Genomic DNA, 22,021 nt, shown 5'->3' with positions numbered 1-22,021 from the left:
GAGCATATCAGTTTAGAAAGAATAACGTTTTCTTGGTACTTAGGGGTATTGTTGATGGGCATGTATGGTGCTCCTATCAGTATATCCAAGTTTGATAAACCATTTTTATATGTTTCAAAGTTTTTACATCAGAACCCATATTAGTTTAGCTTTTTTTTGCACCTATAACTTGGACATCATCAAATAATACATTAGATGTTCCATTTGACGTTAGAATCCCAACATGAGTGTTTGCTAAATCCCTACTTGTATTGAACTACCCCCACTTTCACTTCGTTTAGAAGTGAAAGTGGGGGATTCCTAAGTAAAGAGTTCTATCGAACTCTAATTTATTAGGCTATCTCCGCAGTCCTTGCGGTTAGAAGTCTTATCGCTTCATTCTTTAGATTGATACTTGCGTTAATATCCCTATCATGATGTGTACTACAAGAAGGGCATTCCCATTTACGTAGGTTTAGATTTTTAACGTCTTTGTTTTGATATCCACAACAAGAACATAATTGGCTTGAAGCAAATGTTTTCGATACGACAATGACTTGTTTGCCGTACCATTTTGCTTTATATTCCAACATGGTTCGAAACTGTGACCATGATACCTCACTAATTGCTTTTGCTAACTTATGATTTTTTAACATATTCGATACTTGCAAATCTTCTATACCGATAACATCGTGGTTTTTGATGATTTCAGTTGAGATTTTGTCCAAATAATCTTTTCTAGAATTCATTATATATTCATGAATTCTAGCTACCTTAATTCTTTGTTTATTCCAGCGAGAAGATCCTTTCATTCTTCTAGAAAGAACACGCTGTACTTTTGCCAACTTCTCTTCTAACGATCGAAAAAACTTCGGGTTTTTATAGGTTGTTCCATCTGACAAAATCGCGAAGTCTTTTAGCCCTACATCCATTCCAATGTAAGAAAGTGTTTTCAGGAATTCTTGCACTTCTGTTTCCACTAACAATGACACAAAGTATCTACCAGAAGGGTTCCTTCTAACCGTAGCATTTAAAATACGTCCCTTTACTTCACGACTTTTGGCAAATCGAACAAGACCTAGTTTTGGCAATTTCATTTTGTTGCCTACAACGGCAATGTTTTCATTTGTTTGTTTTGTGGTATAAGATTGTACGTTGTTCTTCTTAGATTTGAAACACGGGGAGCTGTTTTGTTTTTTGAAAAAGCGTGTATAAGCATCCGCAAGGTTGCGAACGGACGACTGAATCGCAATACTATCCACTTCTTTTAGCCAAACAAACTCTTTCTTCATGGCAGGGAGTTTGGCAGAGCATGTACCATATGTCAAACCTTTTCCTGTTTCCTTGTATGCATTATCCCATAGAGATAGGAAATGATTGAATACAAAACGAGAACAACCAATCGTTTTATTGATTAGAGTTGCTTGTGCTTTATTTGGATATATACGAAATTTATATGCTTTATTGATAATCATAAGTTTCACCTCCATTTCAATATATATCTATTATACACCGAACGTACATTCGACATATAATAAAATGATCATGACAATTTGTCAAGTAACACTTTACTACCTGTCGAACAATTAAGAGGGCTCTTGCCATCCCTTGTCCGAAGCCAATTCATCTCCCACCTACTCACTAGGCTGTGGCCCTTCACGTTCCTTGAGGAAGGAGTCTTCTTGGCTAAAATGATAAAGTTTGATTCAAAACATATTAATAAGTTGTTTGTATTAAAAGAGACCCTTCATACTTTGAAAAAAGATTGATTAAAAATAGAATTACTCTTGTGAACTAATACACAATTTTTATAAAAAAGTTTGATTGAAATTCATCATAAATCCTGCTACAACAACATTTCTTTTAAAATGTATTCTTTAAAACGGTTAAACTTTTTTCAAAACGGTACGACTTTATTTCAAATCCACACTTAGAAATTGTTTTTTAATTTTCAACACCTTATATACCGTCTTAGTGCTTGTATTTTAAAAATAGACTATAAAAAATGCACCTCTAATTGTCAATTATGTGACTAACAATTAGGGTGCATTTTTTGATCGAATTAGTTAGTTTTTTCAAAACCTATAACTTTGATTAGAGAAAAGATGAATTGTGTTGATATAAACTTTTTTACACTCAAAATGATGAGTCAATTTCAAAACAAACTGGTACGAAGCCTATATAGGCTTCGTATTAAAACCATCTTATTATAAGATTAAATAGGCTTTGGTACAAAATTTAGATTTAAGTTGATTGCTCTATATAAAAATACAGCCATTTCTGCTCTTGAAACATTCGCTCCTGAATTAAAATTTTTATTTCCTGTACCACTTGCAATCCCATTGCTATATAAAGCTTTTACATATTCATTCACCCAATGATCTTTCATATCATTGAATTCATAATTAGCTTTGATTTTCAAGTTAAATGCTTTTGTTAACACTACTGCAATTTCAGCCCTTGTCGCAGTGTTTTTTGGATTAAATGTCTTTTCCCCATTTACTGAAAAAATACCGCTCTTCGTTAAGGACAAAATTTCTTTTTTAAATGGGCTATCATTTATATCTGTAAAAGGATTATCACTTGTATCCGGCAGTGATAAAGATTTATATAAGACGGCTGCTAATTGTTCACGTGTAAGATTATCATTTGCTCCAAAGTAACCATTCCCATATCCATTTATAATTTTATTTCCTGCCATATATGATATTTGGTCATACCCCCAATGACTTTCTGGAACATCTAAAAATACATTAGGAACTTTAATGCCATTTTCATTAAAATAATACCATTTATTATCTACGTCTTTCCAATCTGTAACCATAGTACCATTTTCGTTAAAATAATATACTTGTCTCTTAATAGTTTGTAAGCCTGTTTGCATAACACCATCTTCATTAAAGTAGTATTTGTATCCATTAATAGATTGTAGGCCTTTAACCAGAGGGCCCTCTTTATCACGATAATACCAGTTTCCATCTTTTTGAAACCATTTAACCCAAGGATATTTCTCACTAACTTCTTTTATATTAAAATATTATATTTTTAAAAACAAATAACATCCAGGCTAACTAAAAAAGATAGATGTAAGTTAATATACTACTTTTACATTTTTATATAATTCTAGTTTTTTTATTAGTCCAAACATTTCATATTGTTACCACATACAATATAAAATGTTTGGATTGTATTATATTAATCAACACTTAAAGTTAGGAGGGCTTAATATGGCAGAATGCAAAGGTTTAGCTTGTTTTTTATTCTCTTCGTGGCCAACAGGAACGGTTGTTACAATTACCACTAAATCAGGACAAATTATTGGACCTGCTACTTTTTCATTGTTCTTTCCGACTATTTGTGCGGTTGTATTAGTTGAAGAAGATGTGATAACCCCCTCTTCTACCAATACCATATTCATAAGTTGTGAAGATATAGAAAGTGTTACTTTAACCACCCCTTAAGATGCTTCAGGTGGTTAAAGTTCAATCCATAGTTAAGACATTCTAATGAATGTCTTAACTATGGATAATCTACTCAAAATGCTCCAAAATGTATTATTCCATTGTATCTATCATTTCAATAAGTTGCTTTAAACTGAATTTTTTCCCTTCTAAAGGTTACTTGTCTACACATCCCTCTACATACTTTCATATGATATAGTATATTGTTTAAAGGAGGGATAAATTTGTTCTTATGTAATTTATTTCGTTGTTCAGGTGGAGTATGTAGTATTTTTAAAAATTTACAACCAGGCGAAGTCGTTACTGTGACTGGTAAATCTGGAAATATTATTGGACCTGCTATTTTTACAAATTTTAACCCTAATACTTGTATCGTCACATTAGAAGAGGAAAATTCAGTTACTCCTCCTACTACAAGTATTACTAAGATCAGTTGTAAAGAAATAGAAAGTGTTACATTTATCTCATAATATATTTTAAACCTAAAGCAGGGATTGAAATATGAAACTCTTATACATTACTTCTGGTTACTCAAAAATCTATCAATATCTAGATCAAAGCATACAGAGAACACTTATCGATCAAAATTTCGAATGGTTAGCAGTACAGCCGAGTGAATTAATAGAGCAATTGGATTTCATTACAACAACGTTTCATCCTGATATTGTTTTCACCTTATTAGGTAATCATCTACCACAAAAAGCAATTCAATATTTTAAAAAAAGGAACATTAAATTAGCTGTCTGGTTAACAGAGGACCCATTTTATATAGATACCTCTCTTCTTCTATTAAAGAACTTTGATTTTATATTTACTATTGATAGTGAAGCACTTAAATATTATTCAGGTTTAGGATATACCAATGTATACCACTTACCATTAGCAACTAATATAGATGTATTTAAGCCTGGTCTAAGAAATTCGAAATATAAAAGTGAAATATTGTTCATTGGATATCCTTATCCAACCCGAGTAAAATTGATGCAGTTTCTTTTGGAAAAAACCCCTTATCACTATACCGTTATTGGTCAACACTGGAGAAATAAGTTAATTAAAAAATGGAAAAATCACCGGAGAATTAAAATTATAGAAGAATGGATTCCACCTCAAGAAGTTGCACTCTATTATAATAACGCTAGTCTTATATTAAACCCTCATCGTAGTCATCTATTTTCACAGAATAAAAATAAAAATAAAGTAAAAAATAATACCATTAATAATCGTACGTTTGATATTGCAGCTTGCCAAGGCTTTCAAATTATTGAAGAAAAATCTGACCTTTCATCTTTCTTCAATAAAGATGAAATTATATCCTATAATAGCTTTGAGGACTGTTTAAATAAAGTATCTTTTCATTTGAATGATACGATTTCGAAAAGATTAATGGTCGAAAAAATTCATACAAAAGTTATTACACAGCATACTTTTCATGAGAGAATCCATTTTATTACGACTATTTTACAATCACAACTTTATTAGGTTATTAAATTAAAAATATCTTTTTTCTATAATCATTCTGAATAAATTAAAATGCCTTTTCATTAAATTGAAAAGGCATTTTAATTTATTCAACGAATTCCTAGTAGTATCTAATTGTACCCTATCAAATAAGATCCCACGAAACAGGCGTTCCTTTTTCAATGTCCTTATTCGCTTTCTTTCCGATAATTTTGGATAGGTGTTTTGGTAATAAGCCATTACCTGGTCTAATAGCTTTAATATTTTCTATCGTGAAAGCCTCTCCCGCTTTTATGTTTTCTACAACATATAATGACCTTCTAAATTTTAAAGAATCTTTTTCTAAATCAGTAGGGCCATAATATACTTTCCCCAAAGATTCCCATGCTTTTTCAGTTTCGCTTACTAATAATTTAAATTCAGCAGGTTCCATTGAAAAATCAGCGTCAACTCCTCCATCCGATCTCGAAAGCGTTAAATGCTTCTCTATTACTGTGGCTCCCAAGGCGACACTCGCTACAGATACTCCTACACCAAGTGTATGATCAGACAAACCTACTTCACATTTAAATAACTCCTTCATATGAGGTATCGTAGCTATATTTGTAGATTTCGGAGATGCAGGATACGTACTTGTACATTTTAATAGAATTAATTCTTTACATCCCTCTTCTCTCGCAGCTCTTACTGTTTCATCTAATTCAGCAATAGAAGCCATACCTGTCGAAATGATTATTGGTTTTCCTGTCGTTGCTACTTTACGTATGAGGGGAATATCAGTATTTTCAAAAGATGCGATTTTATAACAAGAAACATTCAATGATTCTAGAAAATCTACAGCAGTTTCATCAAATGGAGTACTAAATGGTATCATTCCTAATTCTATACAGCGATCAAAAATGGGTTTATGCCACTCCCATGGTGTATATGCTTCTTTATATAAATGATAAAGTGTTTTACCTTTCCATAAGCTTTTCGTATCCTGAATTAAAAAATCACCATTTTCTATATTTAAAGTCATTGTATCTGGTGTATATGTTTGAATTTTAAATCCTTGTGCTCCAGCCTCTGCTGCTGCCTCTACAATTTGCAAGGCTCTATCTAATGATTGATTATGATTCCCTGACATTTCTGCAATAATAAATGGTGGCGAGCTATTGCCAATCTCTCTACCCCCGATATATAAATTACTCATATTTTTCACCTTCAATTTCTGCTTTTATAGCTTCTTTCCTTTCCATCCATTGTTCATAAAAAAGGGTCATTGTAATAACGTCGATAAATACATTATCCCTGAAAATATGGTTCACATATCTTCCATCTTCCTGGAAGCCGAGTTTCTGATGAAAGTTTAAACTAATACGATTTGATTCTAATATTTCTGCACATACTTTTTGTATGCCATTTGTTTCAAAAATATAGTCTAATGCTACTATACCTAATACAGTTCCAGCACGCCTTACACTCTGTTTGTCTCCTATATAAAATCCCCAATTACAAGTTCGATCTATTTTATTTATTTTTGTAAAATTAACAAATCCAATTGGCTTTTCTTTATATATTAGTAATCTTGCAATCATTGTTTCATCATATTTTAGTTTTTCAAACCATTTATAGTGTTCGTCTATTGTTATTTTATGATCTTCGTACATAACAGAACGAATTTCTTCTGTATTCCTCCACTTTAAAATAAGATTTAAATCTTTCTTTTCTATACATTTCAAATGGAATTTTTCAATGTTTAACATACTATCCTCCTAAAATAATTTTTGTTATTTCATCCGAATTACTGGCACACTTTATGGCAAGAGCTTTATTAGACATTTCTCTCACTTTATCTGAATCTGTTAAAAGTTTGTTTAGACATTTCGTAATGGTTTCATCTGAAACACTTTCAGCTGTACCGATATTCCATGTAGCTCCGGCCTCCGCAACAGCTTTGGTTACTTCTATTTGATTTTGTGCAGTTGTAATTGTTATAGATGGTAATCCAAGAAAACAGCGCTCCCATGTTGTTGTGCCCCCAGCTCCTATCCCTAAATCCGCTCGTATCATAAACTCTTCAATATTCTCTATTTGACAATAAAATGAAGCGTTTGAAATGCTCTTGCAATAATTTTGAATATCTTTCTTATGAGGATTTTGGCTTCCTACCACTACATCTATTTTTAAAGTATCACTATTAATATTTTGTATAGCTCTTAACGTTTTTAATGTCTCATTCGTTACATCGTGCCCACCAAAAAATATAAAAATATGTTCAACCGCACCCGTTCTTTTTTGTAAAAATTTCTTAGCAGAATGGAACTCTGGCCGTAATATGGCATATTTAGGTCCTAATTTTATTAAAGAGTGCTCTGGTATTAATTCTTTATAGCGTTCATTAAGACTCTCGTATAGATTTTGATCTAATAACAATTCACAATCATGTACTCGATCTGCAAGATCATCGATTACCATAATCTTTTTTACAGTTTTTCTTAAAGCAGTTTCCCACTTTTCATCTAATCCATAATGATCAACAATTAACCAATCAAAATTGGGAAGTTGCGACAAAATATCATTGGTCTGTCGTGCATCAACAAACCAATGACATTTTAGCCAATCCAAATAACTCCCGTGTACTGTACTTAAGAAATTCGTATTTTCACCATCTGCATCTAACAAAAATACATGAAATCCCTTATTTAAAATATATTGCTGCAAATCACCTTGCAGCTTACGACAAATGAAATAAACTTGAGCACCTTTATTCCGTAACTCATGGGCCAGTGTTAAGCAACGCATAATATGACCGGTACCTATTTCAATAGATGCGTCGGCGCGAAAGGCAATTTTTTTCTCAAGCAAGTTACTCCCTCCTCACTAAAAGCACTACAATTTATTAATTTATAATTTCGTTTCTCTATTTAACTCATCCACTAATGATTGTTGATTTGCCCATTTCAATTTCACATGACTATTGATTTGAATAAGTTCAGGATTTCGAAGGATATAATCTTTTATTTGATGAAAAAATAAAGGTTTAGATTTTACATTCAGACTTTTATAAAGTTCATTGAACATATCTAAATCTGGTTGTTCATCTAATGTTAACCTCCAAGTAGGGTAACAAAATGGCGGAGGGAGTTTTACTATATTGACCCGGAATAAATGTGGATTATTAATAAAATAAAACGGAAGGTATTCTGCATAGGTTAAAGTTTTTGGGGTTTGTAGCAAACGTTCAATTGCTTCTAATGTGAAAATATCGCCTGCTGTTCCGACAGGTAACGTACTTAGCTGTGCTTGTGTATAATCTGCTCCACTTTTCAAATGTTGCTCTAGTAAATAATTATTGATTTCTGGTGATACAACTGGGCAATCTCCTGTAATCCGCATAACAATGTTTGCTTTTTCTTGTTTTGCAGCTTGGAGTATGCGATCTGCGGTATTTTCTGGATCACCTCTGAAAATTTTAACCTTCCCACCTAGATCAAATTTTTCTAAAGGATCATCTTGTGCTACATCTGAAGTAGCAAGTATGACTTGGTGTCCCCCAGGAATAGCTAATGCATTTATAAGACAGCGTTCAATAGAAGGGATTCCATGTATTGGCAATATTGCTTTTAAAGGCAACCTAGTAGATTTTAATCTACAAAGTACAATAATTACTACTTTAGGAGGTTCAATAACCTCATTCGTTAATGGAGTTCCTGCTTGCAAATTATATAAAGCTACTTGAGGTAATAATTCCTCAAACTGAAGCTGGTTCAGTGCATTTTCAACGATACCTAGTTCCATATCAACTTTATTAGCTGTAATGATTTCTCCTTTTTTTATATCAACTTTTGTTACTGCTCTTAACAACTTTTTGTTTCGCAATTCTAATAACACCCCTTTCATTTAATGTTTAGCAACTCTATAAAACGAAAGAACTTTTCTTACTGCTTTTATTACATCCCATACATCATCCTCTGCCATTTTAGGAAATAGAGGAAGAGTAATAATTTCCTCGTATAAATTTTCTGCTTCTGGACAAAGGCCCTTTCCATAACCTAAATTTTGATAAAACGGTTGTAAATGAACCGGTATATAGTGCACATTCACACCAATATTTTCTTTTTGTAATGCCTCATAAATTTCTTTTCGATTACCCTTTAATAATTTAGTATTTAACCGAATGATATAAAGGTGCCAACTTGAGTGGGTTTGGGGCAATTGCTTTGGTATGATGATTTCAGGTAAACTATTAAATTCTTTATTATAAATGTCTACATATTTCTTTCTAATCTTAATAAAAGAATCTAATTTACTTAACTGTGATAAGCCAAGAGCAGCCTGTATATCAGTCATCCTGTAGTTGTAACCCAAAAATTGCATTTCATAATACCAAGGCCCATGATTATCAAGAAGTTTTTGAGGATTCCTTTCAATTCCATGTGTACGAAATTGAACAAGCTTTTCATAAAGCAAAGTATTATTTGTAGTAATTACTCCACCCTCTCCTGTTGTAATATGTTTCACAGGATGAAAGCTAAACATTGTCATATCACCAATTGAACCAATCTTTTGGTTTTTATAAGTGGCTCCTAATGCATGTGCTGCATCTTCAATGATAATCAAGTTATTCTCATTTGCTATTTTTTTTATTTTATCTAATTCTACAGGCTGCCCAGTAAAGTGTACGGGAATAATAGCCTTTGTTTTGTTTGTAATCTTTTCCTCTATAGACTTAGTACTGATATTGTATGTTTCATAGTCTATATCAGCGAAAACTGGCTTTCCACCCTCGTATAAAATACAATTTGCACTTGCTACAAATGTCATTGAGGTTGTAATTACTTCGTCTCCCTCTTTGATTCCAGCTGCATAGCAGGCAGCATGCAAAGCAGCTGTACCACTTGAAAAAGAAACAGCGTATTTTGCCCCAACGTATTTTGCTATAGCCTCCTCAAACTGTTGAATCGTTGGTCCTGTCGTTAAAAAGTCTCCTTTTAATATATCTATAACTGCCTGAATATCATGGTCATCAATTTGTTGTTGACCATAAGGCAAATATGTTCCTCTAACAGGATTTCCCCCATGTATACCGAGAATTTCCCTGGCCATTATTCTTTCTCCTTAGGGTTAATTTTTAAAGATTTAATCCACTCTTCTGTTTTAATAACTCCATCTTCTAAAGAAACTTTCGGTTCCCAATTTAATATTGTTTTTGCTTTTTCATAGTTACATAATAATTTTTGAATTTCACTTTGTGGATGGATATGAGTTACATGTTGAATACTTACTTTATTTCCCGAAATCAATTCTGCTAATTTATTAATTGATATATCTTGTCCTGTTCCTGCGTTGATAATATGACCATTTGCTTTAGAAGAATAGCCTGCTTTCACAACGAAATCTGCACAATCTTCAACATATAGAAGGTCTCTCGTTTGTTTCCCATCTCCATAAATATTTACTGGTATTTTATCTAATTTATTATTTATAAAAATGGCAACAACCCCACCTTCACCTCCAGTTTTCTGGAATGGTCCGTACGTATTAAATGGACGAATTACCACAACTGGAAGCTTATAAGCATAATAGTAAGATAAAACCATATTTTCAGCAGCTATTTTTGATCCAGCATATGGAGAAGCTGGTTTAATGGGGTCTAATTCTGATATTCCTTGTGTATTAGTAGCTTTATCATATACCATACAAGTACTCATAAAGACCATTTTGACATTATGCTTATGACATTGTTCTAACAAATTAAAAGTACCTATTGTATCATTTTCAAAAGTCGTTCTAGCATCATCTATACTATCTTGAACATTAATACTTGCTGCTAAATGATAACAAAGGTCAAATGAATGATTTTTAAATAATTGGTCAACCAATTTTTTATCTTTAATATCTCCTTGTATACATTGCTTCAAGTTTAAATCATGAACGAACTCGATAATATTTGCTGTAGTTGAATTGGCTAAATTGTCTAATATCCATACTTCATGCTTATCTTGCAATAATCGCTTTACAACCCACCTACCAATAAATCCTGCACCACCAGTTACTAATATTTTCATAATTTCTCCCCTCCTGCTAGTAGTTGCTGGTTTATAATCAAATTTCTAAGCTCTTCTTTTGAAATCGCATCTTGATAATCAGAACGATAAAATCCTGGCTTCGCTCTATTGGCATTTTCATATTGAGCACCCTTTTTTAGTGGACTTGGTATGATAAACATATCCGGTAATTCAAAAGCCTGTAAAGATTCATCATGTGTCATAAGTTCTTCATACATTTTTTCACCAGGTTTTAATCCAATTTCTTCAATCTTAATATTATCCTTGGACAAACTATACAACTTTGTAACTTCTTCTATCATCACTTCACTTAAATCTTTTAATGAAATAACTGGCATTTTCAATATGAAAGTTTCACCGCCCTTTGCTATTTTCATTGCTTCAATGGTTAACATCGTTGCTTGTTTCAGTGTCATCATAAATCTGCTCATACTAAGATCAGTTACAGTTATTTTGTGATTTTCTTTAATTTGATTTTCAAATAAGGGAATAACAGAACCTCTCGATCCCATAACATTTCCGAAACGTACACTTGCAAATATTGTTTCACTAGATCCTTTTGAATATTCCGCTGATGTTATCAATCTTTCAGCTGTTAGTTTTGTTGCACCGTAATTATTTGTTGGTGAAATTGCTTTATCAGAGCTTGTGAAAATCACCTTTTTTACTTTCTGGGCAATTGCTGCTTTTATTACATTTTGTGTTCCAAAAATGTTGGTCAATACCGCTTCAAACGGATTATATTCACAAAATGAAACATGCTTCATCGCCGCAACATGGAACACATAATCAATATTTTCCATTGCGCTATATAGGCGATCATAATTTCGAATATCCCCAATTAAATAGCGAATATTTTGATTTTCACCCCTAAACTCTTCTTGTAATAAAAATTGATTATATTCACTTCTACTAAAAATTCTTATAACTTTTGGCTTTCCCTCTAAAACATTAGAAAGAATGCTTTTTCCAATTGTTCCTGTTCCACCAATAATTAAAACGTTTTTATTTTTAAAAAACATAGATATGAATACCTCCTCTTTTTAAAATAATGTTTATCCTTGTGCGCTTTGAATTAAGCCTTGCAACTTTTTGGTGCTTACTTCTTGTGGATAATTTTCACTAATAAATTGTTGTCTTAATTCTTTTGCTAGATTTGACTGCAAAGAATCGTTTAGGACCTTTTCAATCGTGCTCACCATATCTTCAATAGAGTGATTTACAAGCCAATCTAATTTATCATAATACTTATAATCTCTATCCTCTAATAACGATTTATAAACAACTACAGGTATATCTAATAACATTGCCTCTAACCCTACTGTTGAATTAGAAATAACCACAAGATTCGCATGTAAAATAACATCATACATGTTCACTTCATTTGTTATATATTTAACATTAGGATATACGTTACTTAACCGAACATATTCTCCCACTAGGTTACGCCCTTTTTCCCAAGGATGAGGCTTTATAATAACTGTGATATTTTTGTCTTTAACTAATTTTTCTGTCAATTCTATATAAAATGAAGTTTTAAATGGCTGGGTTGCAATAAAAACCACTTTTGTAGAGGGGTCTATTTTTAATTGTTTAAAAAGATTCTTTTTATCCATATATACCCTATCGAAGATATCATCATATCTGGGATGCCCTATAATCTCAATTTGAGATTCACTGACCCCTTTTTGAAGGTACCAATCTCGTTCATATCTTCCATATACAACCTGTTTTGTAGCGAAAACTGGAAAGTATGCTTCTTCACCCATTATCGCACCATGCTGAAGACAATAACTCGGTATCCCTTCACTTTTAGATAGAAAAGTAAGAGCTCTGCTTGCTATATCCTCCGTTGTGCCAACAATCACACCAGAAATAACTTGTTCTTTAAAAATGAAATATGCCATATTAAGTTTCTCAATCATAATAGGGAGGTCGCTGAGTAATTTTTTTTGAAAAAACATGTTTGAAAATAGTGGATGTTTATTAAACTTTGAATAGATTTTTTTAGCCTTTTCGATAAAAACATGTGCAGTATTAGGGACTTTATTTATATAATCTGGTGCACAAATTGTAGGAAGACCATAAAGTTCTGTCTTTTTTGATCTAGTTAATATCTTTGTATGATTTGGATTAAAGTGAGTAAAATTACTTACTGAAAAACGGAGATAATCTGAATTCAGGAGAATCACTCCATTTTGATTTATTCTTTTTATCTTTGATTGAAATGAAGACATTCTTTTTTCAAACTCTAACTGCAACTGTGTTTCCTCTATAGGTTCAATTGACAGTTGTTTATAAAAATCTTTTTCTTTCATTTTATTTTTTACATCTTCGTCCAAATATTGATAGAAATTACTCAGTAATGGTAAAGGAACATTATAATGCTTTAATTCAGAAAAAACATTTATATATTCTAGATTTAATAACCAGTAATTTTTCAAATAGATGTCACTCAATATTTCACCCTCTTTTTTTTCTTAAGTCTTCTCTTAATTCTTTACATGTTCTTTGTGATGGTAATAATTGTACAAATTCATTTTTTTCTTCCGCAAATAACTGCGCATGTATTGAATGTGAAGTAATATAATTGATATCTAAAATTTCATCTAAAGGATAAAAATCCCAATAATGATTTAATCTCCAAAAAAAGCGTGCATCTCCTATACGATAAAACTGAGGGTCTTCATCCCAGTAAGTACTCCACCTTTTTTCAAGAATCGGCAAAACAGATGCTCTATGCATTATAGAACAATGATCAATTGCGCATGGCGCATTATTAGTGACTTTTTTTGCAGGCCTTTCAACAGTTTTGATAGGTAAATCTGATTCATCTAGATGGATCGTTTTTGATGCAGAATATACAATTTGAACATCTTTATTCTCATCAAGATAACTAGACATCATTTTAAGTCGCTCTTTTTCGTATTGATTATCATCTGTAATATAAGTAATATACTCCCCTTTTGCATGTTTAAGTGCCTCGTTAATTAAAGCAGCATATCTGACTTTTTTTGTTCGTTCAGAAATATGGGCTACATTACTTTTATAAAAGTGTACATTTTTCTTGTTTATGAATGGTTGAATCACTTTCTGAGTCAGTTCGTTAGAATCATCATCCATAATAAAAAGTTCAAAATCTTGGAAAGTTTGGTTTAATACACTTAATATCGATTTTTCTACAAATGTGGGCTTATTATAACTCGTCATAATAACTGTAATTTTAGGCAAATATTACTCTCCTCCTTATCATTAAATAAAAAATAGTTACGTTATTATATAAAGAGAAAGGACGAACCGTTCCGATAATTTTAAAAAAGATTTATATATGTAATAAAATGATAAAGTAGCTATTTTATTTGCCCATGCATCTTTTTTATAATCCGCTATAGTCTATACCATATCTATGAACAAGTAATAAACTATTTAAGTACAAAAAAGAAAATATCAATAGTTAGAAACAACTAACTCCAAAGATTCAATTAATATTCACCTGAAAATATTAAGCTATCCAAAATTCTCACAAGAGGTGACAACTTTGAAACCCCTAATTTCAATTATCCTCACTAGCTATAATAAACCTTCTTTAATTAATCAAGTTATTGAAAGTGTTCAGATGCAAACTTTTAAAGAATGGGAACTTTTTATTATGGATGATAACTCTTATCCAGATACTATAAATATCATAAAAAAGTATTTAGATGACCCTCGAATTTATTATAAGAATAGTTTTATACAAGGTAATGAAAGATATAAAACCACAAGATATGCAACGCTCATTAATGAGGCGCTTCCATTAACATGCGGAGATTATATTTGCTATTTAACCGATGATACTATGTACGTTCCAAATAGATTAGCTGAAATGTTATCTTTCTTACAAAAAAGTCCTGAAATAGATGTGGTGTATTCTTCTCAGCACGTAAAATGTGTTGATTATAATCTACAACCTACTCATGAATATGTAAGAAAAGCCTCGGAAATTTTATATACAGCTGCAAATGTTGTGGATCACTGTTCAGTTATGCATACAAGAAGAATTTTATTAAAGGTTTATCAAAAATACAGTAATTATTGGGAGACCGATTCTCTATATTGGTTTAACGGAGATGCAATGTTTTGGAAACGTCTAAATACATTCCAACCTTTCTATCCTATTAACAAAGTGCTCGATATTACTTTCAAAACACCTTTTTCCTTCCAAAATCTATATGCCAACCTCCCATCTAAAGATTTAAATGGTATATTGCTTAGAAATTCACAAGGTGACGTATTTTTAGTTGATAATTATAAACGTAGGCCCATATCAAAAGAAATGCTTTCTTACTTCAAATATAATCAAAATCAAATTGTCCCAATACCTGAACCATTTATTTACAAATACACAGAAGGACCACCTATATCTCTTACAGAACCCATTCCAAATTTACGTGTTGTAAAAAATGAAAAAGGAGAATTATTTTATATAGAAAATAATCAAAAACGTCCATTTATTAACACTACAGCATTTCGCAAGTTTAAATTTTCAGCTCAAGAAATTATTAAAGTTTCGCAACGTAATTTAGATGAATTTTCAGATGGACCACCTATTTACCCGAAATTATCTAATTACACGATTCTACCTGAAGGGAAAGTGTTTATCTATCATCACAATTATTTCATTATGACAGATCGCATGCTTCACCCAATAGATAAAGACATGTTACAAAAACTGTATCTATTAAAGAACTGTATACCGATTTCAAAAACTAGCTTATCCTACTTTAAAATTGGTCCTCCTATTTCATCATATCCATCTCACTTAGCTGAAGAGTACCAAGAAGACTGACAAACGAGATTGTGCCAAGAAGTACTATCCCCATGCCCATCAACTTAAGAAAAGTAAGCACCCCAAAACAAAAAAATGAGCTGTTTTCTCAAAATATCTACCTGTAGAGAAAGAAAGTTTTCATTTAGGGGGTACTTCAAAACCTTAGCTTGCTAGTAGGGGTCACCATCTATCAATATTAGTAATGCAGATAACATCATCCTATCGAATAATAAGAAATATATATAATGCCATACTTCATCATTATTGCATGCTTGTTTCTTTCATCTTTCACAACAAATTCTATATGATAATAGGTGCACTTCTTCTCTTCATGAAGTTTTGATGTACCATTATGACTCTCTCAATTCTGTCAAAACAGTCACTTCTTTTTTTTATTTTTTCTTTCTCAAATAGTTCTGATTTTCCCATTGATTCTTTTAGGTTCTGGTGCAAAAATAAAGTAAAAGAGAATAAAGCATATATATTCCTAACAGAATCGTATCTTATGCTACAAGTCCAAACAATTGATGGACGAATTCTTTCTGATTTTGGATAGACTGGTTCCGTAAATTAATCTGTTCTTTTTTAATCATATGCATGGCTTCTACTCCAGAAAGAATGGATATAGCTGTGTCAAAAGATTTGAGCCCTAGCATAGAACGGATACGCTTCTTTATAAAGCGATGATCTTGTTCTACTATATTATTCAAGTACTTTTGTTGTCTAAGTTGCATACCATCAGGTATGCTTTTTTCTTTTTTCAACAGTTCAATTTCTATTGGATAAGCCGGATTCTTATCGACTGTTATCACACGTGGCTTTGATACATGAAAAGACCGCAAAGCTTTCTTGAAAAAGCGCTTTGCAGCCTTTCGGTCTCTTGTTTTGCTTAGACAAAAACCGATTGTGTTTCCTTTCGAATCAACAGCACGGTACAGGTACATCCATTGCCCTTTAACTTTTATATATGTTTCATCAACTCTCCAAGAGTCATTGGTTTGCTTAAGGTGACGACGAATTCGTTTGTCCAATTCCGGGCCATACTGATGAACCCAACGCATAATCGTGGTATGAGAAATAGATAAGCCCCGTTCCTTCATCATTTCCACCAAATCACGAAAACTGAGGTTATACCGTAGGTACCATCACCATCTTACCGTTAACAAAATTATATCAGGCTGATAATGCTTCCATTTGAACAAATTTTCCTTTTTCATACTGATCAAACACCTTTTCTAGAGTAGTAATATCAGTATGTCCAAGTTTTATAGATTTTTTGCACCAGAACCAGCCAACCCGTTCCTAATCCAAGTGAAAATACTGGAATCCCTATAGGAAGTAGTGCTTTGAAAAACTCCCACTTGTAGTACCAAATAATCTCTAAAACATCCTTAAAACTTGTTGGACCCCACATTCCCCTCACCCCTTATCATCTCCTTAACAACAAACAAGACGGCAGCGCCTACGATAATTGCTATTGGTTTCATCACTACTTCACCAACAATCCTAATTCACGTAGGATTCCTGAGAACTAATAACCATACGCAAAACCTACAATACAAATTCCTGGAGTGTATCTATGTTCTAAATCTTCATTGTACGTTTTCTTATAATAAGCTAGTTTAGAATCAATGTTATGTTTGTCGCTAATAATTACTTCCTCGCTAGGAAATCCATCCATTTCAATCTGAACAACTACATACTCTGCTTCTTCATTTACAGCTTCATTAAAACACTTTTCTAATTCCTCTAATGTTACACCCACCATTAACCTTCTATTTAAATGTACATTTTGCTCAATAAAAAAGAGCACCCACGTCAGTAGATGCTAAAATATGTGAATGGACTTCTCGATGAGCATTGAATAGGATATAAGCGGTTAACTTGTCCTACACTATACTATATGATTTCTTTATCAAAATAGTTCATCAAAAAGGCACCTTATCCAGGTGCCCTTTCGTGAACATAGAGGTAACACTAAAACGCAGCAATAAACTTGATATCGTGGTGTGTCATCATTCTATGCTCGATATTCCCTAATATGCTTAATGGTTAATGTGTAATTTCTATATAACAAAGAAAAAAGCACCCTTTTTGGATGCTTTTTTTGTATTTAATCCTTCTTCTCTTTTACCACTAAAGAGAATACATTGTCCAAATTAACCATACGATCTCCAAATCTGAAGAATCTAGCTTCTCTTGCTTGTATAGAATTTTCTATAGCAGCAACTGTTACTGTCTTTTTATACTCAATTTCAAATTCGTGTTGTTTACCATCGACTGCTTCTATGCTTATTATAAATTTTTTCATTTACTTATTCCCCACCTCTCCCAATCTATCTATTCGACAGAAAAGAAGAATATCCTACAAAACAAAAAGCCATCACCGAAGTGACAGCTCCTGAAGGGGAAGAGAGAGAACAAATGGCAATAAGTATCTCTTCAAGCCTCTGCTATTCTAGATACTCTCAGTCTTCTCGTTTATACTCCGTAGAGTCGGCTACTTAATGTCATTTTCGCCAATGTCGAATTATAAAAGATTTATATCCAAACGCATATGTTTCTTCCTATGCCTTGTTTGAACCAACACATAAAACTGAGGGGAATGTTCAGCTGTATTGGCTCAAACAAAGAGCGGAAGCTCTCTGCTCGGTTAATCGTTTAAGAAGAACAGCCTGACTTATATCAGTGATTGTCGGTAGCAATTACTAATATAATTTAGACTTTCCTTCTTTTATGACATGCAGTTCATTCAATCAAACCATCATATCCAATTGGTGCCGATCTAGTTTTAACGAATTCCTTGAAAGAATTCTCCTTCCTCAAGCGCGTGAAGGGCGTAGCCCAGCGGTAGGTGGGAGATGAATTTCGGTTTGGCGTAGCCAAAAGGCTTTGCTTTTTATTTTGCCTCTGATATAATCAGTCTTATAAAGTACAAAGGTTGGTATATCAATGAAATTATACAGCAATAATCATTCAGTGTTCTTGTTGTATTATCATCTTGTGTTGGTCGTAAAATACAGAAGAAATGTGTTTGATGATGTTCATATTTTGTTCAAGGCACATCCGAATACAGAAATGACAAAATTCATCAATGCTTATAAGAGTGCAAGTTCTCGAATAATCAAGAGAGACTTTCCACAAGTGAAAAAGAAACTTTGGAAAGAGTTGTTTTGGTCAAGAAGTTTTTGCTTACTAACTACTGGTGGTTCTCCAATAGATGTAGTAAAGAAATATATTGAAAAGTGAGGTGAAATGATATGACAAAGCATAATAAAGCATATAAATTCCGTTTGTATCCAACAGAAGAACAAGCATATCTTATGCGTAAAACCTTCGGTTGTGTACGTTTCGTGTATAACAGAATGTTAGCTGAACGGAAAGAAGCGTACGAAAAATACAAAGATGATAAGGAACAACTAAAGAAACAAAAGCTTCCAACTCCTGCGAAATATAAAGCAGAATTTGAGTGGTTAAAAGAAGTTGATTCATTAGCTTTGGCAAATGCTCAACTACACTTGCAAACTGCCTATAAGAATTTCTTTAGTGGTCAAAATGACTTCCCAACATTCAAAAGTAAAAAAGACAGAAAGTCTTATACAACGAATGTAGTAAACGGAAATATTATGTTGCTTAATGGTCATATCAAATTGCCAAAACTGAAAATGGTACGTATCAAACAGCATAGAGAGATACCACAAGATTATATGATCAAGTCATGTACGATTTCTATGACACCTACTGGTAAATACTATGTGTCCATCTTGACTGAATACGAAAAAGAGGTTGTACAAAAAGAAGTAGAAACAGTTGTTGGATTAGACTTTGCGATGGATGGATTATATGTTAGTTCTGAGGGTGAGAAAGCCAATTATCCTAAGTTCTATCGTAACATGTTAGACCGATTAGCAAAGGCACAACGAGTATTAGCAAGACGCAATAAAGGGTCTGAGCGTTGGAATAAACAACGTATTCGTGTAGCTAAGTTACATGAGAAAGTAGCTAACCAACGTAAGAATTTCCTTCATCATGAGTCTAAAGAGTTGGCTACTCATTTTGATGTTGTAGCTATTGAAGATCTAAACATGAAAGGAATGTCGCAAGCACTTCATTTTGGAAAAAGTGTCGCTGACAATAGTTGAGGAATGTTCACTTCTTTTTTAGCTTATAAACTATACGAACAAGGAAAACAACTTATGAAAATAGACAAATGGTTTCCTTCCCCAAAAACATGTAGCAGTTGTGGAAATGTAAAAAACATGTCATTGTCTGAACGAGTATATTCTTGTATATGCGGTGTAAATCTCGATAGAGATTATAACGCAGCTATCAATATCAAAAATGAAGCAATACGTCTATTAGTGTTAGCGTAAATAGCAATAAAATAACCTTTGGAACAAGGGAGTTAGCTCGGCTGTCTTAGGACGAATTCGTTAGCTATCAAAAGTAACGACTAACCGAGAAGCCCCCACTTCAAACAGTCCGTTAGGACGTTAAGTGGCGGGTAGTTCACGTACATGTAATACTCCGACTCAGTTTTAGAATCAAACTATATACCATCAATCGTGATTGGCTTGCTCTTAATCTTCGGTTTCCTCTTTTTCTGTACTTTCACTTTTTGTTTATTTTTAAGAGGTTTAGTCTTTTTCTTTTTAATCAACTGCTAATCTCACTTTCTAATAAAAGGATTATTTTATTAAGTTCTCTATGAATTATTTTCTTCTATCTCTTGGCTTTCTTCTCTTATTTGACCAATTAATGAAACTACTGAACCGACTGCTTGGACCCAACTCCCCGTAATCACTATAAGTTGTCCATCCTCCTCATCACCTTCCGAAATTTCCTCCACTTTATCCCGACTAGCTTTCAATTCCTATATCCCACCTATTGATGTAACACCACCTAATGCTTGTATCCAATTCCCTGCAATTACTAATTTTTTTTGTGTTTCATCTTCAAATTCTATAATGAGTCCTGTTAGAACCGTTACATTACCAATTGATTGGATTTCGTTACCAATCAATTCAAGGGATATTTCTCCTTGTCCATCAGCTTCCAGACCGTTCCCCGTTGCCTGTAATACATTCCCCCATATGTTCAAGTCTTTTCTTAATTCGCTGTTCAATCTTTTTAAAGGTGTACTCCCAATCGCAGCAATAATTGTCCCTACTGCAACAAACCAAGCGCCAACTATCTCCTTAATCGGATCATCCATTCTCAATCTACCCCGTCATTAATTTATTACTTACAGGATATGAATTTGCGCATATCCATGTTAATATCCTACTTCTCTCCCCTTGAATAAAACTAAATATTACGTCAATAATATAGATGACATTAGATTTTTCTCCTTGTTCCCCCTTGGAGATGAGCAGTTAGTTTTTGCTAACTGCTCTTATATTTATAACAAATATAAGATTCTTTAGAATGATTCTTCTTTATTTCTCAATATAAGGATCCTTGGATTTTCATTAAAACTCCTGTAGTATATGAACAAAGAGTAAGGTAAGAGTTACTCTTTTCCATTTTAGGAGAGGTTCTGTTGGAGACAACAGGACCTTTTTTCGTAAAGAGATGGTTTTGTTTAATTTTTCACCACTAACCACAAAAATATCTTATAATCGTTATATACTGAATTAAATTAAAAGATTAGGAGTAGATCAAATGCCAGTTACACTAGAACTTATTCTTTTCATTCTTATAGCAATTAGTGCTGTTGGCTATTTAATAAAAAAATTTCAAAAAACTAGGAAAAGAAGACTTGGAATTTCAATAGAATTTTTGGTTCTTTTCTGGTCAATATGGAGAATATCGACTATCATAATCTAATTTGTAAAATATAATCTCCCCTGAATAAAACTTAATATTCCGTCAATACTACAGATAGGCTGTTAAACAGCCGGAAATCTCTTGTGTGTAACCTTACTAATCGAGACTTCCTTCAAGACTGAGCAGTTAGCTTTTGCTAGCTGTTTTTCATTTGAAATCAAATAGTGTTTTTGTTCAAAATGATGCCCCATTCATTTGGACACATTTACCACTATTTTTACCAAAAAATTCATGATATGGTTAATTAGTCGAGTACGTCATTACTTGACGATTGCCCTTAGAATCCCCGCAGACAAACGGGGTTTCTTTTATTTAAATAGCTTTTTGGTTAAAAGCCTTTCACACTTAAACTAGACAAGCATATGTTATTGTATGGAGACCTTCCAAGCATAGCAATCTACCTTTCAAGGAGCATACTTATTAGTGTGCTC

19 protein-coding genes and 3 pseudogenes are annotated in these 22,021 nt (G+C 32.7%); 6 read left to right on the top strand and 16 right to left on the bottom strand.

Annotation, left to right across the window (positions count from 1 at the left end):
* Window positions 1-332 precede the first annotated feature (332 nt).
* Together tnpB and MKY90_RS28760 are read right to left on the bottom strand one after the other, a co-directional pair.
* Window positions 333-1,454: an IS200/IS605 family element RNA-guided endonuclease TnpB gene (gene tnpB, locus MKY90_RS28765; RefSeq protein ID WP_149191235.1), complete on the bottom strand. Its 1,122-nt coding sequence runs from the start codon at window positions 1,452-1,454 to the stop codon at window positions 333-335.
* Between the two features lie 740 nt (window positions 1,455-2,194).
* Window positions 2,195-3,007: an S-layer homology domain-containing protein gene (locus MKY90_RS28760; RefSeq protein WP_340853779.1), complete on the bottom strand. Its 813-nt coding sequence runs from the start codon at window positions 3,005-3,007 to the stop codon at window positions 2,195-2,197.
* A 199-nt stretch (window positions 3,008-3,206) separates the two neighbouring features.
* On the opposite strand from MKY90_RS28760, the gene MKY90_RS28755 reads away from it, so the two are divergent.
* The 3 genes from MKY90_RS28755 (at window position 3,207) to MKY90_RS28745 (ending at window position 4,919) form a co-directional block, all read left to right on the top strand.
* The gene (locus tag MKY90_RS28755; protein WP_016127790.1) at window positions 3,207-3,440 is read left to right on the top strand and encodes a hypothetical protein; all 234 of its coding nucleotides are present in this window, start codon (window positions 3,207-3,209) and stop codon (window positions 3,438-3,440) included.
* 224 nt (window positions 3,441-3,664) lie between these two features.
* On the top strand, window positions 3,665-3,910 hold the full coding sequence (locus tag MKY90_RS28750) for a hypothetical protein (RefSeq protein WP_002169373.1): 246 nt from the start codon (window positions 3,665-3,667) through the stop codon (window positions 3,908-3,910).
* 31 nt (window positions 3,911-3,941) lie between these two features.
* Entirely contained in the window at window positions 3,942-4,919 is a 978-nt protein-coding gene (locus MKY90_RS28745) for a CgeB family protein (protein ID WP_003193071.1), read from the top strand.
* Between the two features lie 124 nt (window positions 4,920-5,043).
* Here MKY90_RS28745 and pseI read toward each other — a convergent pair whose 3' ends face one another.
* From pseI to MKY90_RS28700, 9 genes are read right to left on the bottom strand one after another with little or no spacing between them, the layout of a single operon-like run.
* Window positions 5,044-6,093 (bottom strand): pseudaminic acid synthase, encoded by a 1,050-nt coding sequence (pseI, locus tag MKY90_RS28740; protein ID WP_002169371.1) that lies wholly within the window; start codon window positions 6,091-6,093, stop codon window positions 5,044-5,046.
* Window positions 6,086-6,646 carry a UDP-4-amino-4,6-dideoxy-N-acetyl-beta-L-altrosamine N-acetyltransferase gene (gene pseH / locus MKY90_RS28735; RefSeq protein WP_341093565.1) on the bottom strand — a complete coding sequence of 187 codons (561 nt, stop codon included), beginning with the start codon at window positions 6,644-6,646 and terminating at the stop codon, window positions 6,086-6,088. Before pseH ends, pseI begins: the two co-directional genes overlap by 8 nt.
* A 1-nt stretch (window position 6,647) precedes the next feature.
* Window positions 6,648-7,748: a UDP-2,4-diacetamido-2,4,6-trideoxy-beta-L-altropyranose hydrolase gene (gene pseG / locus MKY90_RS28730; protein ID WP_061675967.1), complete on the bottom strand. Its 1,101-nt coding sequence runs from the start codon at window positions 7,746-7,748 to the stop codon at window positions 6,648-6,650.
* A gap of 39 nt (window positions 7,749-7,787) precedes the next feature.
* Window positions 7,788-8,783, bottom strand: coding sequence for a cytidylyltransferase domain-containing protein (locus MKY90_RS28725; RefSeq protein ID WP_098168519.1), 996 nt, complete (start codon window positions 8,781-8,783; stop codon window positions 7,788-7,790).
* Window positions 8,784-9,989, bottom strand: coding sequence for a UDP-4-amino-4,6-dideoxy-N-acetyl-beta-L-altrosamine transaminase (pseC, locus tag MKY90_RS28720; RefSeq protein ID WP_098168520.1), 1,206 nt, complete (start codon window positions 9,987-9,989; stop codon window positions 8,784-8,786).
* A complete protein-coding gene (locus MKY90_RS28715; protein WP_016127793.1) occupies window positions 9,989-10,951 on the bottom strand; it encodes a dTDP-glucose 4,6-dehydratase in 963 nt (320 codons plus the stop codon). The genes pseC and MKY90_RS28715 overlap by 1 nt, the downstream gene beginning before the upstream one ends.
* A complete protein-coding gene (locus MKY90_RS28710) occupies window positions 10,948-11,973 on the bottom strand; it encodes an SDR family NAD(P)-dependent oxidoreductase (protein ID WP_016127794.1) in 1,026 nt (341 codons plus the stop codon). The genes MKY90_RS28715 and MKY90_RS28710 overlap by 4 nt, the downstream gene beginning before the upstream one ends.
* A gap of 33 nt (window positions 11,974-12,006) precedes the next feature.
* Window positions 12,007-13,410 (bottom strand): CDP-glycerol glycerophosphotransferase family protein, encoded by a 1,404-nt coding sequence (locus tag MKY90_RS28705; RefSeq protein ID WP_341093561.1) that lies wholly within the window; start codon window positions 13,408-13,410, stop codon window positions 12,007-12,009.
* A 4-nt stretch (window positions 13,411-13,414) separates the two neighbouring features.
* Window positions 13,415-14,182, bottom strand: a complete 768-nt coding sequence (locus tag MKY90_RS28700) for a glycosyltransferase family 2 protein (protein ID WP_016093944.1) — start codon at window positions 14,180-14,182, stop codon at window positions 13,415-13,417.
* Window positions 14,183-14,489: 307 nt separating this feature from the next.
* On the opposite strand from MKY90_RS28700, the gene MKY90_RS28695 reads away from it, so the two are divergent.
* The gene (locus MKY90_RS28695; protein ID WP_098168522.1) at window positions 14,490-15,779 is read left to right on the top strand and encodes a glycosyltransferase family 2 protein; all 1,290 of its coding nucleotides are present in this window, start codon (window positions 14,490-14,492) and stop codon (window positions 15,777-15,779) included.
* Window positions 15,780-16,264: 485 nt separating this feature from the next.
* Here the strand turns inward: MKY90_RS28695 and MKY90_RS28690 are convergent.
* The 4 genes and pseudogenes from MKY90_RS28690 to MKY90_RS28675 all read right to left on the bottom strand — a co-directional run bounded on the left by MKY90_RS28690 (window position 16,265) and on the right by MKY90_RS28675 (window position 18,072).
* Window positions 16,265-16,978, bottom strand: a pseudogene (locus MKY90_RS28690) (IS6 family transposase).
* 32 nt (window positions 16,979-17,010) lie between these two features.
* Complete coding sequence (locus tag MKY90_RS28685; RefSeq protein WP_003193050.1) at window positions 17,011-17,175, bottom strand: hypothetical protein; 165 nt, start codon at window positions 17,173-17,175, stop codon at window positions 17,011-17,013.
* Window positions 17,176-17,292: 117 nt separating this feature from the next.
* On the bottom strand, window positions 17,293-17,526 hold the full coding sequence (locus MKY90_RS28680) for a hypothetical protein (protein WP_098169172.1): 234 nt from the start codon (window positions 17,524-17,526) through the stop codon (window positions 17,293-17,295).
* Window positions 17,527-17,874: 348 nt separating this feature from the next.
* Window positions 17,875-18,072 carry a hypothetical protein gene (locus MKY90_RS28675; protein WP_002069589.1) on the bottom strand — a complete coding sequence of 66 codons (198 nt, stop codon included), beginning with the start codon at window positions 18,070-18,072 and terminating at the stop codon, window positions 17,875-17,877.
* Between the two features lie 641 nt (window positions 18,073-18,713).
* Here MKY90_RS28675 and tnpA point away from each other — a divergent pair.
* Window positions 18,714-19,010 (top strand): IS200/IS605 family transposase, encoded by a 297-nt coding sequence (gene tnpA / locus MKY90_RS28670; RefSeq protein ID WP_098169173.1) that lies wholly within the window; start codon window positions 18,714-18,716, stop codon window positions 19,008-19,010.
* A gap of 11 nt (window positions 19,011-19,021) precedes the next feature.
* Window positions 19,022-20,134 (top strand): annotated as a pseudogene (locus MKY90_RS28665) (RNA-guided endonuclease TnpB family protein).
* Window positions 20,135-20,466: 332 nt separating this feature from the next.
* Here MKY90_RS28665 and MKY90_RS28660 read toward each other — a convergent pair.
* Window positions 20,467-20,976, bottom strand: a pseudogene (locus MKY90_RS28660) (DUF6944 family repetitive protein).
* Window positions 20,977-22,021 lie beyond the last annotated feature (1,045 nt).

This window comes from Bacillus sp. FSL P2-0099 (genome assembly GCF_038007445.1).
GTDB classification, from domain to species: Bacteria; Bacillota; Bacilli; order Bacillales; family Bacillaceae_G; genus Bacillus_A; species Bacillus_A mycoides.
This window is presented reverse-complemented; position numbering and strand designations above follow the sequence as displayed.

Bases quoted from the DNA above. Each gene is read 5' to 3' on its own strand.
- pseC (WP_098168520.1), bottom strand. From the start codon at position 9,989: ATGGCCAGGGAAATTCTCGGTATACATGGGGGAAATCCTGTTAGAGGA.
- MKY90_RS28685 (WP_003193050.1), bottom strand. From the start codon at position 17,175: ATGTGGGGTCCAACAAGTTTTAAGGATGTTTTAGAGATTATTTGGTAC.
- MKY90_RS28755 (WP_016127790.1), top strand. From the start codon at position 3,207: ATGGCAGAATGCAAAGGTTTAGCTTGTTTTTTATTCTCTTCGTGGCCA.
- MKY90_RS28745 (WP_003193071.1), top strand. From the start codon at position 3,942: ATGAAACTCTTATACATTACTTCTGGTTACTCAAAAATCTATCAATAT.
- pseH (WP_341093565.1), bottom strand. From the start codon at position 6,646: ATGTTAAACATTGAAAAATTCCATTTGAAATGTATAGAAAAGAAAGAT.
- pseI (WP_002169371.1), bottom strand. From the start codon at position 6,093: ATGAGTAATTTATATATCGGGGGTAGAGAGATTGGCAATAGCTCGCCA.
- MKY90_RS28710 (WP_016127794.1), bottom strand. From the start codon at position 11,973: ATGTTTTTTAAAAATAAAAACGTTTTAATTATTGGTGGAACAGGAACA.
- tnpA (WP_098169173.1), top strand. From the start codon at position 18,714: ATGAAATTATACAGCAATAATCATTCAGTGTTCTTGTTGTATTATCAT.
- MKY90_RS28715 (WP_016127793.1), bottom strand. From the start codon at position 10,951: ATGAAAATATTAGTAACTGGTGGTGCAGGATTTATTGGTAGGTGGGTT.
- tnpB (WP_149191235.1), bottom strand. From the start codon at position 1,454: ATGATTATCAATAAAGCATATAAATTTCGTATATATCCAAATAAAGCA.
- MKY90_RS28675 (WP_002069589.1), bottom strand. From the start codon at position 18,072: ATGAAAAAATTTATAATAAGCATAGAAGCAGTCGATGGTAAACAACAC.
- MKY90_RS28725 (WP_098168519.1), bottom strand. From the start codon at position 8,783: ATGAAAGGGGTGTTATTAGAATTGCGAAACAAAAAGTTGTTAAGAGCA.